Source organism: Pedobacter agri (genome assembly GCF_032678665.1).
In the GTDB taxonomy this organism is placed as follows: Bacteria; Bacteroidota; Bacteroidia; order Sphingobacteriales; family Sphingobacteriaceae; genus Pedobacter; species Pedobacter agri_A.
This window is the reverse complement of record NZ_JAVTSH010000007.1, coordinates 316,752-329,281: the sequence shown is the minus strand read 5'-3', so window position 1 is coordinate 329,281 and position 12,530 is coordinate 316,752. Positions and strand designations below refer to the sequence as shown.

Genomic DNA, 12,530 nt, shown 5'->3' with positions numbered 1-12,530 from the left:
ATGCAGCCATAGTATTTTCAATTGGAAATGCTACATTTGATTTACTAACCTTTTATACATAAATGTTATGCATTTTGAATTAAGTGAAGAACAATTAATGATACAACAGGCTGCCCGCGATTTTGCGCAGCAAGAATTAAAGCCTGGGGTAATTGAGCGAGATGAGCATCAGAAATTTCCTGCCGAACAAGTCAAAAAACTTGGTGAACTTGGTTTCTTGGGGATGATGGTAAATGAGAAATATAATGGCAGTGGCCTCGATGCAATTTCTTATGTTTTAGTAATGGAAGAACTTTCCAAAATTGATGCTTCTGCATCGGTTGTGGTTTCTGTGAATAACTCTTTGGTTTGCTACGGTTTAGAAGCCTATGGAAATGAAGAGCAAAAAGAAAAATATTTAAAACCATTGGCGTCGGGCGAAAAAATTGGTGCATTTTGTTTATCGGAGCCCGAAGCTGGTTCTGATGCCACTTCTCAACGGACAACCGCTGAAGATAAAGGCGATTATTATTTGCTAAATGGAACAAAAAACTGGATTACGAACGGAAGTACTGCCTCAACTTATCTGGTTATTGCACAAACCCATCCGGAATTGAGACATAAAGGCATTAATGCTTTCATCGTTGAAAAAGGAATGGAAGGTTTCACCATTGGGCCAAAAGAAAACAAGTTGGGCATTCGTGGTTCTGACACACATTCTTTAATGTTTAATGATGTTAAAGTGCCAAAAGAAAATAGAATTGGCGAAGATGGTTTCGGATTTAAATTCGCCATGAAAACTTTAGAAGGTGGCAGAATTGGTATCGCTGCACAAGCTTTGGGTATTGCACAAGGTGCTTTTGAATTGGCTACACAATATGCAAAAGAGCGTAAATCATTCGGTAAACCAATTTCAGAACATCAGGCTATTGCTTTTAAGTTAGCGGACATGGCTACACAAATTGAAGCTGCCAGGTTATTGGTTTACAAGGCTGCCTGGTTAAAAGATCAGGGTTTACCCTATACCCAGGCAGGTTCAATGGCTAAATTATTTGCTTCAAAAGTTGCTATGGATGTTACCGTTGAAGCTGTTCAGGTTCATGGCGGTTATGGCTTTGTTAAAGAATACCATGTGGAGCGTTTAATGCGTGATGCAAAAATTACGCAGATTTATGAGGGAACTTCTGAGATCCAGAAAATGGTGATCTCGAGAGAGGTAATCAGGTAATATAGATGGATGATGGAAGATGTCAAATGGAATTATTTGTCCACCGTATATCTTCCATTTTACATCCAAACTTACTCTTTTTCTCCGGCAATAGCACCGAATATAGCTTTAATTAAGGCCACAATAATGGCTAAGAAAGCTGCAGCCAGGAAACCTGTTGTATTGAAAGAGGTCATCATGTTATCTACCAGAAGAATCATCAACACGGTGATGATAAATGAAACCAAGCCTAGTGTTAAAAAGTTGATTGGAAAAGTTAATAACCTCAAAATAAAACCGATGGTAGCGTTGGCAAGGGCAATCAAAATGGCTGCAATAATTGCATTTCCATAACCATCAATTGATACGCCAGGAACCAGTTTTGCGCCAATGTAAAAGGCAAGTCCCATTAAAAGAACTTCAATAATAAATCTCATAATTTTTAATTTTGTAAATGTTTAAATGCTTTTTTAAATATTTGGCCGTGTTTGCAATCGTGATGTTTGCATCAGCGTGTTCACATAGAAACAACAAACCAATCATTAAGTTTTCGGGCGATAGTGCATCAATAATAATTAAAAATTTTGATGAGGCAAGCTTATTGCAAGTTAAGAATGCTTACGCTACCAGTCCCGATTCCAATCAATTGGTATCAGTGTGGATGCAGCCAGGTGAATTGGATAGTTTACAGGATGATCTGCCGGTTGAAGGTACTTGTAAAGTTTATGGTGATTCCCTTGTTTTTATACCCAGCATAACTTTCGAAAAAGGAAAAACTTATGTTGTAGAAAGTTTCATCAATGTAGAATTTGCTAATGCCGGAAAGTTGATTTCAGGTGCTGCAAAGTATAATTTACAACCCCAACGACAATCACTTAAGCGGTAATAATCAGCATAATAATTAAGGCGGGTGTTTGATTTTTCATAAAGATTTCTTACATTTGCATTGTAATCGAAGAAAAGAGAAGGGGACAATGTCCCCTTTTTCTATGAAATCAGGTTAAAATATGCAGGTAGAAAAGAGAGTTGCAGACCTCGTTGAGGAAAAAATTGCAGATCGGCCAGAACTGTTTTTGGTTGAAGTGAAAATGTTGCCAAACAATAAATTAATTATTCATGTTGATGGTGACGAAGGTATTAGCATACAGGATTGTGTAGCGATAAGCAGGCATGTTGGTTTTCATTTGGAAGAAGAAAACGCAATTGAGCAGGCTTATAATTTAGAAGTTTCTTCTCCAGGTGTTGGCGAGCCGTTAAAGTTAAACCGTCAATACGTAAAAAATGTAGGGCGCACTTTAAGTATCAAACTTAATGGTGGACTTAAAAAGGAAGGTAAACTTTTATCAGTTACAGATAACAGCCTACTGATTGAAGAATCGATTAAAGAAAAAGGGAAAAAAGCGGTTACCATACAAACAGAAGTGCCGTTTAATGATATATTAGAAACCAGTGTGTTAATTTCATTTAAATAAAATGAGTACTACAACAATTAATTTGATCGACTCTTTTCAGGAGTTTAAGGATTTTAAAAATATAGATCGCCCTACGGTGATCAGTGTGTTGGAAGAGGTTTTTCGTAGTATGTTGCGTAAGAAATACGGAACTGACGAAAACTGTGATGTAATTGTGAATCCTGATAACGGGGATCTGGAGATCTGGAGAACGAGAAAAGTAATGGAGGATGGGTTTTCTGAAGATGATGATTTGGAAATTGAACTTGCTGAAGTTTCTAAGTTAGACAGCACTTTGGAAGTTGGTGATGATTACATCGAACAAATTACTTTAGAGAGTTTTGGTCGTAGAGCGATTTTAGCTGCCCGCCAAACTTTGGTTTCTAAAGTGTTGGAATTAGAGAAAGACGAAATCTTCAAAAAATATAAAGACCGTGTTGGTGAAATTATCACTGGCGAAGTTTATCAGGTTTGGAAAAAAGAAACTTTGGTTTTAGATGATGAAGGTAATGAACTTTTAATGCCTAAAACAGAGCAAATTCCAGCAGATTATTTCAAAAAAGGCGATTCTGTGAGGGCAGTGATTTCTAAAGTAGAAATGATCAATGCGAACCCGAAAATTATTATCTCGAGAACAGCGCCTGAGTTTTTGCAGCGTTTGTTCGAATTGGAGGTTCCAGAGATTTTTGATGGTTTAATTACTGTTAAGAAAATTGTTCGTGAACCAGGAGAACGTGCTAAAGTTGCAGTAGAATCATACGATGATCGTATTGATCCGGTAGGTGCTTGCGTTGGTATGAAAGGATCTCGTATTCATGGTATCGTTCGCGAATTGAAAAACGAAAATATTGATGTGATTAATTTCACTAATAACATTTCATTATACATCACCCGTGCTTTAAGCCCGGCGAAAATCACATCTATTAAATTGGATGATGAAACCAAACATGCATCGGTTTACTTAAAACCAGATCAGGTTTCATTAGCAATTGGACGTGGTGGACACAATATTAAACTGGCTGGTAAATTAACTGGTTACGAAATTGATGTGTATCGCGAAGCTGGAGAAGAAAGTGACGAGGATGTGGATCTAGAAGAATTCTCAGATGAGATTGATAGCTGGATCATTGATGAATTAAAGGCTATCGGTTGCGATACTGCTAAGAGTGTATTAGCACTTTCAGTAGAAGATTTGGTAAAACGCACCGACTTAGAAGAAGAAACCATTAAAGAAGTGGTTCAGATTTTACAGTCAGAATTTGAATAAGTGGTGTAATTGCCAAATAAACACTACTTTTGTATTAATAAGAAAAAATAACAGGAGCTAAATGTCAGACGACAAACCAATCATTTTAATTAAAGCTATTAAAGAACTTAATATAGGCATGGGTACGGCCGTTGAGTTTTTAAACAAAAAGGGATTCTCTGCCGAGAAAAGCCCTATGTTTAAACTTACGGGAGACATGTATGATGCCTTATTAAAAGAGTATCAGGGAGATAAGATCGTAAGAGAAGAAGCCAAACAAATAGTGATTGGTAAAATACGTCGTGACGAGCCTGAGACTGAGAAACCAGTAGAAGCGCCGAAGAAAAATACCGACTTTGAAAAAAGCGATGAGATTCTGATTAAGAATGCTCAGTCATTTAATCCTCCGGCAGAGAAACCTAAGGTTGTTGAAACACCAGCACCTCAGGTTGAGACACCAGCACCTGCGGCAGCAGCGCCAGTGAAAGAAACTAAGGCTGAAGACAAAGTTGAAGAAACTGGTTTGCCGGGCGTAAAAATTGTAGGGAAGATCGATTTAAATGATCTTAACTCGAAAACCCGCCCTGTTAAAAAGGAAGAGGCGCCGGTTACGCCGCCTGCTGCTCCAGTAGCTCAGGCAGAAGCGCCAGCTAAGCCGGTTGAGCAGCCTAAGGCTGAAGAAAAACTAGTTGAGGTTAAAAAGGAAGAAGCTCCGGTAGCTCAGCCTGCACCAACAGCTCCGGTTACTCCAGAAGTTAAAACACCAGAGGCCGCTAAACCAGTTGAGCAACCTAAAGCAGAAGAAAAACCTGCTGAAGTTAAACCAGCAAGCAATGAGCCTGAGGTAATAAAAGCACGTACCGTTAAATTAACTGGTCCGAATATTATTGGTAAAATTGTTTTGCCAACAACTCCGGATAGGAGAAACGGTCCGGTAGCGTCATCTAGCGATAGTGAAGCTGCAAAACGTAAGCGCAAACGTAAAAAAACTCCCGGTGCTCCAGGTCAGCCAGGTCAACATGGTGGTCAGGGTCAGCAAGGACAAAATCCTGCAGGACAAGGTCAGGGTGGTGCACCAGGACAACCGCGTACCCCATACCAAGGCAATAGGCCAGGTGGCGGAACACCTTACCAGGGTAACCGACCTGCCGGACAAGGTGGAACACCTTACCAGGGAAATAGAAATAACAACAGACCAGGTTTCCAAAACAGGAATGCTACACCAAGCGGACCTAAAGAAGAACCTACTGAAAAAGAAATTCAAGATCAGATCAAAGCAACACTTGCCCGTTTAAGTGGAGCAGGTAAGTCTGGTAAATTTGCTCAACGTGCCAAGTTACGTCGTCAGAAACGTGATGATGTAGCATTCAACGCAGAAGAGGCAGCAAATGAGCTTGAATCTCAATCGAAAATATTAAAAGTTACCGAGTTTGTTACAGCAAATGAGTTAGCAAGCATGATGGATGTACAGGTAACCAAAATTATTGGTACTTGTATGAGTCTGGGTATGTTCGTGTCAATTAACCAGCGTTTAGATGCTGAAACATTAACCATTGTTGCTGATGAGTTTGGCTACGAAATCCAATTCGTAAAACCAGATGAGGACGAAGAAAATGTAATTGAAGAAGTAGATAACGAGGAAGATTTAATCGAAAGAGCTCCGGTTGTTACGATTATGGGTCACGTCGATCACGGTAAAACTTCATTGTTAGATTATATTCGTAAAGCAAATGTGGTTGCTGGTGAAGCAGGTGGTATTACACAGCACATTGGTGCATATATGGTAACCACGCCTTCAGGTAAAAAAGTAACTTTCTTAGATACGCCAGGTCACGAAGCCTTTACAGCGATGCGTGCCCGTGGTGCTAAGGTTGCAGATATCGCAATTATTGTAGTTGCTGCGGATGATGCAGTGATGCCTCAAACAAAAGAGGCGATTAATCACGCACAAGCTGCTGGTGTTCCATTGGTTTTCGCTTTTACCAAAGTAGATAAACCAGGTGCAAATGCAGATAAAGTTCGAGAACAATTATCGGTAATGAACATTTTGGTTGAAGATTGGGGTGGTAAATATCAATCGCAAGAAATTTCAAGCAAAAGTGGTTTAAATGTTGATTTACTTTTAGATAAAGTATTGTTAGAGGCCGAATTACTAGAGCTTAAAGCGAATCCTAGTAAGAGGGCTACAGGTTCAGTAATTGAATCCGCTTTAGATAAAGGACGTGGTATAGTAACTACGGTATTGGTTCAGGCTGGTACGTTAAGAGTTGGAGATCCAATTTTGGCAGGTAGTTACAGCGGACGTGTAAAAGCGTTAACCAACGAACGTGGTCAAAAAGTTGAGTCTGCAGGTCCATCGCAACCGGTACAGGTTTTGGGTATGCAAGGCGCTCCTACAGCAGGTGACCGTTTCAACGCTTTAGAAAGTGAAACTGAAGCACGTGATATCGCAAACAAACGTATGCAGTTACAACGTGAGCAAGGTTTGCGTACGCAGAAACACATTACTTTGGATGAGATTGGTCGTCGTTTAGCGATTGGAAACTTTAAAGAACTTAATATCATCGTTAAAGGTGATGTTGATGGTTCAATTGAAGCATTAGCCGATTCATTGTTGAAACTTTCAACTGAGCAAATTCAAATCAACATCATTAGTAAAGGTGTTGGTCAGATCTCTGAATCTGATGTATTGTTAGCCTCTGCTTCAGATGCGATCATCATCGGTTTCCAGGTTCGTCCATCAACAGGCGCACGTAAATTAGCCGAAGCTGAGCAAATTGATATCCGTTTATATTCTATCATTTACGATGCAATCAACGAGATTAAATCGGCAATGGAAGGTATGTTGGATCCAGAGTTTGAAGAGAAAATCGTGGCTAACGTGGAGATTCGTGAAACGTTCAAAATCACTAAAGTAGGTACCATTGCAGGTTGTATGGTATTAGATGGTAAAATTACCCGTAACAGCAAAATCCGTATCGTTAGAGATGGTGTTGTGGTTTACACGGGAGAATTAGCATCATTAAAACGCTTTAAAGACGATGTGAAAGAAGTTAACAAAGGTTATGAGTGTGGTTTAAACATTCAGAACTTTAACAACATCGAAGTTGGTGATATTGTTGAAGCTTACGAACAAGTTGAAGTAGCTAGAAAACTGTAACAGGTTTTTAGATATAGAATTTAAAGTGACCTCAAAAAGGTCACTTTTTTTATGTCCAGCCGAAATCTATCTTAAAAATTTCCGTCCTGTTTTGCTATATATTTTATAGTCGTGGTATGATCAGAGGGTAAAAGCTTAAAGATAAAGCCTGAACTGCTATCAGTTTACTGCAACAGGTACGATACTGAAAAATAAATCTGCTTGTTGCAGTGGTAAATAAAAGCGAGCTTCAATTTAGGATAAGCCCAAGCCCGTTGATTAATACAATTTAATTGCGCCTCTAAAGCGACTTATATTCATCACTGCCCAACAGTCCATTTCCATTTCTTCGATTTTCCTATGTAATAAACTATTGCATAGGTTGAAGCGTAAATCAAGATAAAGATTGCAAATTGCAGGAAGAACAGGCTCCAAACACTTTCATTGGTGTACACAATCTTCAAAGGCCTCAAAATCATAGGCAGGAATATAATGATGAGTATATGGTGAAGCAAATGGATACCAAAGGTCATCGACCTTGGCTTCAGTTTCTCGATAGCCTGAAAATTGCAGTATCTGTATAAAAATAGGAACGATAATAACGAGAAAATAATATTTGAAAACCTTAACGTATTTCCGGAATCATTAGATCCTAAATGGATCAGATTAATGGTTTCGGCACATGATAGAACAAAAGCTATCAACATAGCGCCAAATAGGAGCCAGAAAGGCTGTTTGCTTATCCATTCGTTATATCGATCAAAGTATTTATGTAAGATAACACCCAGCCATAAATAAAATACAAATCCCAATAATGCAGTTGTATGTCCAGTTGGGATCCAGACATAGTATAGGTTTACGGAATAGAAAAGCGATAACAAGCCTAATATTACCCCAAATGTTATATTATACATGTATTTTCTGAAAACCAGCAGAATAGTAATACATAACATAAAATTTATGATAAACCAAAAGCTGGTTTGAACGATAATAAAATGGATTCTATCCAATATGTACTCGAGTGGGTGTGTAAAGCCCAAAGCATCGGTATGCTTTATGTACCGCACACCTTGATCGATATAAAAAAGTATGATAAAAACGGTTACCCAAAATATCCAGGGCCTAAAGGTTGTATTTAACCTTCTGCCTAAATATTGCTTTGTGCTATATTGGTTAAATTTATCCCCAATTAGAAACCCGGCGAGGATAAAGAACACAATAGTTCCAAATTTTATGAATTGCAGGGAAACTGTCTGAATAATTTGATCGTAAAGTGAATTTAACTTTAAGCCTAAGAAAGGAGAACTATGTTCCATTACAATTCCTATCATAGCTATAAACCTCATCGTATCGATAAAATCGTAATTTCTAACAATGTTTTTTGTAGTCATTTGGTGCAATTTTACGAAATTTGACATATTTATTTATATATCTTTCTTGTTTCATAAGTGTAAAAAATGTTAATTTATGATTAGTGTAATAATCTGCTCTGTTGATAAGGTGTTGTTAGAAGCAGTTAGGCAAAACATTACAACAACCATTGGGGTAGAACATGAGGTTATTGCCATTGATAACCTGAATTCGGGCAAAGGGATTTGCGAAGTATATAACGAGGGCGTGGCGCTGGCTAAATATTCATTGTTATGCTTTTTACACGAGGATATTAGCATAACAACCAATAACTGGGGTAAAACAGTTGTAGCCGTTTTCCGTGATGATAAAGTAGGACTGTTGGGCATTGCTGGGAGCACCTATAGATCTACCGTGCCTTCTGGCTGGTTTCCACCTCATGAATTCGGTACCTCAAGCTGGAGGCTGAACATAATCCAAGGCTCCCGTTATCAGAACAAAGCAGAGAAACACGAATATTTTAATCCACTAAAAGAGAACCTAAGTAAGGTAGCCTGTTTGGATGGTGTTTGGTTTTGCACAACCAAGAAAATTGCCGAAGAAATTAAATTTGATAGCGGTTTGTTATCGGGTTTTCATGGTTATGATATTGATTACTCGTTAGCTGTTGGACAACATTATGAAGTATTGGTCAGTTATGATATTCTCCTGTCGCATGCTTCCGATGGGAACTTTAATGATGAATGGTTGAAACAAATCATTAAAGTACAGCATAAATACCGGAATATACTTCCGCTAAATTATGAAGGCTATGAAAAGGAGGTAGTAGCTACAATGGAATCGTCATCCCTTAAACGTTTTCTCAAAGAAATCATAAAGAATAAAAGTTTCACATTTCAGGAACGCAAAAATGTTTTGAACACGTATTACCGACAAAATCTGATCGGAACATTCAAGTATTTAAGATTTCTATATCAGCTGATTAAGATAAGATCGAATTGATAACAGGCTTAATCTGATCTGGATGATAGCTTTTTATGAGATCTTTGGAGTAGTTAGACAGTTGCTCCCAAAGGCCCTTATTTTCGTAAAGCCTTAAAATCTGGTCGGCAAATTCCTGCGCAGTTGTAGCAAGTAAATAGTCCCTATCGGCAACTAATCCAATCCCCTCAGCACCAATAGATGAAGTAACCACTGGCAACGCATAGCTTAGGCTTTGACCGATTTTTCCTTTCATGCCTGCCCCGAATCTTAATGGAGCTGCAAACACACGGCTGTTGTTAAAGTAATCAGATACATCTTCAACATACCCCGTTACTGCAATTTTTTCCGAAGCCAATTCCATTACTTCACTGCTCGGGTTGCTCCCCAATAATGTTAATTTTATGGCAGGGTTTTTAGCCCAAACTAGTGGCATAATTTCTTTTGAAAGATATTTAACAGCATCTATGTTGGGTTTATGCGCATAACCACCAATAAATATTATACCTGATCTATCTTCAAAAGGAATGGCAAAGTTATTTTCTTGGCCGATATGGATATTCGGGATTACTATTGTTTTTGTGATACCATAATTTTCCAATATTTCTTTTTCATCGTTTGTAATGGCAATAGTAATGTCTGCAGCTTTTGCAAAAGCAAGTTCCTGCTCCCTGGTTTTATGTGCACCTTGTTTTAGCTCAGCGCTATTTAGCAGGTCAGCTTCTCGTTCTTCGCGTAAAAAATGTAAGTCTATGGTGTCGTAAATCCATTTTATTTTGGGGTTGTGGCTAAATAAGAACTCAAATTCTTTGTTATTTTGTGGTTTACAGATCCAGGCGATATCTATGTTGTCTAACTTGTTCATCAGCAGTTTAATCATGCTGTTACGGTTTGGAAACCGATACAGGATTTCTGCACCTAGATTGGTTAGCTGCTCAAAGTAGCTATTTTTTTTGAGCCCATCATTTGGCACAAAAATTACATGGTGCTGTAGGGATATAAGTATTTTGATAATATGCACCAGCCTTACCGAACCTGAATCTTTATCTGGCTCTGGTATGGTATCATCTATAACAAGAACAGTTTTGTTTTTTCTGCACTTCGCAAGAGATGACGCTATGTCGTTTAACTGCGGATAATTAATGAGTTGATTATGCCATTTTTGAGCAAACTTTTCTTTGTTTACCGCTTGAAATCTTTTTATTGGATGTTTCTCAATATCACTGCCTGAACTTATTCCTTCAAAATGGATCAGCTCTGATAAAGGCTGATAGATAACTTTTTTATTGAGGATGTGTTTAACCGATAAACAGAGGTCGGTATCTTCGTAATATGCTGGAATGTAGCGAGTATCAAAATAATTAAGTTTTTGTAAATCTGCATTCCTGATTAATATACTTGCGCCAGAGCAATAATCCACTTCTCTAATAAAATTATACTGTGGATGGGCTGGATCTTGATTGTTGCCGTAGTTGGCCGCATTGGCATCCGAAAAAACAAAGCCTCCGGTCTCTTGCAGAAATCCATTTGCATAAATAAGTTTACTTCCAACCAATCCAACCTGCTCATCGTTAAATGGTACCAATAAATTTTCAAGCCAATTGGTACTTACCTGGGTATCATTGTTCAGGAAACACACATATTCTCCTTTGGCCTGCTTTGCCCCATTATTTGACGAAATTAAAAAGCCGCTGTTAGCCTCGTTCCGGATATATTTTATGCCAGACAAATTCGATTTGAAAAATTTTTCTGTGCCATCAGATGAGCAGTCATCAACGACAATTACCTCATAAGATAAAAAAGAAGGAACGTTGTTTGATAATGAAAGTAAACAATTATAGCTGTATGATAAATTGTTGAAAACAGGTATTACAATACTAACTTTCGGACGATTATTCTCAATAAAATTGAGTCGTTTTTTTAGGATTTTTTCTTCAGGAAGAAGCGGTAATATCATTTCAGAAATGAAATATCTAAAACCAAAAAGTGTACTTAATATATCAGCTAATTTGTTTTGTACAAAATTTAAACCTTTGGCCGGGTGAATTGGCGAATACCTTTTGAATACAAGCGTGTAAAATGCCTGGTAAGCTTCTTTTTGAAATGTAATAACTGATGCCAAAACCAGTAGAAGCCTTAATAAATATTTTAGGTAAAATTTTGGATTTAGATAAAAGTACTCTGATTTACCAGAAATAACCCCGTGATTATATTTTGAAATAATTTTCCTGTTGTTCCTCTGGTTGAATTTATCAATCCATTTATAAATTTTCATTCAATAAAATATTAGTAGGTTTTTCTAACTAGTTTTAAAGCATAATTTAACCTGCTTAAGCCATATCTTGGCTTAAGATCGGGGAACAGCAGAGGGTAATTTTTGAAGAACATGTTGACCAAAAATATTTTGTCGAAAAAATTCAACCTGCTGTATGCTTTAAATAACCTGTAAATTAAAAGCTCATCATTTTTGCCGAGATCCTTGTAGTTTTTTGTTGTGGCTAAATTATCTATTATTTCCTTATACCTTTCTTCCCTTCCTTTTAAGGTGTACATAACAGAGTTGGAATGAATGCGGTGTTGGGTTAGTTTTTCGGGCAGGTATGTTATTTTCTGGTGGTAAATAGCCACAAAACCCATCCACCAATCATAAAATCCCTTATTTGGTATCGGGAAAAAAAACTGCGTAAATTTTTTAGAAAACAAACTTGTATGTCCGGTTACAAAATTTGAAAATAATAAACTTTTAAAAGTTTTGTCCCTCAACGAAAAGTTTTCATTTAATATCTGTCCGCTGATGATTTCTCCATGCTCGTTAATAAATGAAGAGTTGGAAAAAATCAGCCAATTAGCCCCAATATTTCGGTACAGCAGCTTTAGTTTATTCTCCAGCCAGATGTCATCCTGGTCGCTTATGGCGATAAAATCTCCCGAACAATAAGAAATTGCTTTTTGAAAGTTAGCATTAAAACCAATATTCTTTTCGTTAAAATAAACCTTAATCTGTCCGTATTTATCAGCATATTGCTTCAAAAGATCTTTTGTGCCATCAGATGAATCATCATCAACTATCACCAGTTCGATGTGTTTATAGGTTTGGTTAAGAATACTATCGAGTTGTTGCGGCAAAAAAATAGCTCCGTTATAGGTACAAAGCGCTATAGAAATAAGTGGCTCCAT

10 protein-coding genes are annotated in these 12,530 nt (G+C 37.6%); 6 read left to right on the top strand and 4 right to left on the bottom strand.

Annotated features, from left to right (window positions below; translation table 11 throughout):
• Positions 1–67: 67 nt before the first annotated feature.
• Entirely contained in the window at positions 68–1,207 is a 1,140-nt protein-coding gene (locus R2Q70_RS16195) for an acyl-CoA dehydrogenase (RefSeq protein ID WP_316808591.1), read from the top strand.
• Positions 1,208–1,278: 71 nt separating this feature from the next.
• On the opposite strand, the gene R2Q70_RS16190 is transcribed toward R2Q70_RS16195, so the two are convergent.
• Positions 1,279–1,623, bottom strand: coding sequence for a phage holin family protein (locus R2Q70_RS16190; RefSeq protein WP_316808590.1), 345 nt, complete (start codon positions 1,621–1,623; stop codon positions 1,279–1,281).
• 17 nt (positions 1,624–1,640) lie between these two features.
• Between R2Q70_RS16190 and R2Q70_RS16185 the strand changes: the two genes are divergently transcribed.
• The 4 genes from R2Q70_RS16185 to infB all read left to right on the top strand — a co-directional run bounded on the left by R2Q70_RS16185 (position 1,641) and on the right by infB (position 7,043).
• Complete coding sequence (locus R2Q70_RS16185; RefSeq protein ID WP_316808589.1) at positions 1,641–2,072, top strand: hypothetical protein; 432 nt, start codon at positions 1,641–1,643, stop codon at positions 2,070–2,072.
• A gap of 121 nt (positions 2,073–2,193) precedes the next feature.
• Complete coding sequence (gene rimP / locus R2Q70_RS16180; protein ID WP_316808588.1) at positions 2,194–2,658, top strand: ribosome assembly cofactor RimP; 465 nt, start codon at positions 2,194–2,196, stop codon at positions 2,656–2,658.
• A 1-nt stretch (position 2,659) separates the two neighbouring features.
• Entirely contained in the window at positions 2,660–3,904 is a 1,245-nt protein-coding gene (gene nusA / locus R2Q70_RS16175; RefSeq protein ID WP_316808587.1) for a transcription termination factor NusA, read from the top strand.
• 61 nt (positions 3,905–3,965) lie between these two features.
• On the top strand, positions 3,966–7,043 hold the full coding sequence (gene infB, locus R2Q70_RS16170; RefSeq protein ID WP_316808586.1) for a translation initiation factor IF-2: 3,078 nt from the start codon (positions 3,966–3,968) through the stop codon (positions 7,041–7,043).
• A 299-nt stretch (positions 7,044–7,342) separates the two neighbouring features.
• Here the strand turns inward: infB and R2Q70_RS16165 are convergent, their stop codons facing one another.
• Positions 7,343–8,413 (bottom strand): acyltransferase, encoded by a 1,071-nt coding sequence (locus R2Q70_RS16165; RefSeq protein ID WP_316808585.1) that lies wholly within the window; start codon positions 8,411–8,413, stop codon positions 7,343–7,345.
• Between the two features lie 76 nt (positions 8,414–8,489).
• Here R2Q70_RS16165 and R2Q70_RS16160 point away from each other — a divergent pair, with 76 nt between their 5' ends.
• Positions 8,490–9,374 (top strand): glycosyltransferase, encoded by an 885-nt coding sequence (locus R2Q70_RS16160; RefSeq protein WP_316808584.1) that lies wholly within the window; start codon positions 8,490–8,492, stop codon positions 9,372–9,374.
• On the opposite strand, the gene R2Q70_RS16155 is transcribed toward R2Q70_RS16160, so the two are convergent.
• Together R2Q70_RS16155 and R2Q70_RS16150 are read right to left on the bottom strand one after the other, a co-directional pair.
• Positions 9,355–11,628 carry a glycosyltransferase gene (locus R2Q70_RS16155; RefSeq protein ID WP_316808583.1) on the bottom strand — a complete coding sequence of 758 codons (2,274 nt, stop codon included), beginning with the start codon at positions 11,626–11,628 and terminating at the stop codon, positions 9,355–9,357. The two genes, R2Q70_RS16160 and R2Q70_RS16155, sit on opposite strands and share 20 nt — an antisense overlap.
• 11 nt (positions 11,629–11,639) lie before the next feature.
• Positions 11,640–12,530 carry a glycosyltransferase gene (locus R2Q70_RS16150; protein WP_316808582.1) on the bottom strand — a complete coding sequence of 297 codons (891 nt, stop codon included), beginning with the start codon at positions 12,528–12,530 and terminating at the stop codon, positions 11,640–11,642.

Excerpts from the sequence above, each read along its gene's own strand:
- R2Q70_RS16155 (WP_316808583.1), bottom strand. The coding sequence starts at position 11,628 with ATGAAAATTTATAAATGGATTGATAAATTCAACCAGAGGAACAACAGG.
- R2Q70_RS16185 (WP_316808589.1), top strand. The coding sequence starts at position 1,641 with ATGTTTAAATGCTTTTTTAAATATTTGGCCGTGTTTGCAATCGTGATG.
- rimP (WP_316808588.1), top strand. The coding sequence starts at position 2,194 with ATGCAGGTAGAAAAGAGAGTTGCAGACCTCGTTGAGGAAAAAATTGCA.
- R2Q70_RS16165 (WP_316808585.1), bottom strand. The coding sequence starts at position 8,413 with ATGACTACAAAAAACATTGTTAGAAATTACGATTTTATCGATACGATG.
- R2Q70_RS16195 (WP_316808591.1), top strand. The coding sequence starts at position 68 with ATGCATTTTGAATTAAGTGAAGAACAATTAATGATACAACAGGCTGCC.
- R2Q70_RS16160 (WP_316808584.1), top strand. The coding sequence starts at position 8,490 with ATGATTAGTGTAATAATCTGCTCTGTTGATAAGGTGTTGTTAGAAGCA.
- R2Q70_RS16190 (WP_316808590.1), bottom strand. The coding sequence starts at position 1,623 with ATGAGATTTATTATTGAAGTTCTTTTAATGGGACTTGCCTTTTACATT.
- R2Q70_RS16150 (WP_316808582.1), bottom strand. The coding sequence starts at position 12,530 with ATGGAGCCACTTATTTCTATAGCGCTTTGTACCTATAACGGAGCTATT.
- nusA (WP_316808587.1), top strand. The coding sequence starts at position 2,660 with ATGAGTACTACAACAATTAATTTGATCGACTCTTTTCAGGAGTTTAAG.
- infB (WP_316808586.1), top strand. The coding sequence starts at position 3,966 with ATGTCAGACGACAAACCAATCATTTTAATTAAAGCTATTAAAGAACTT.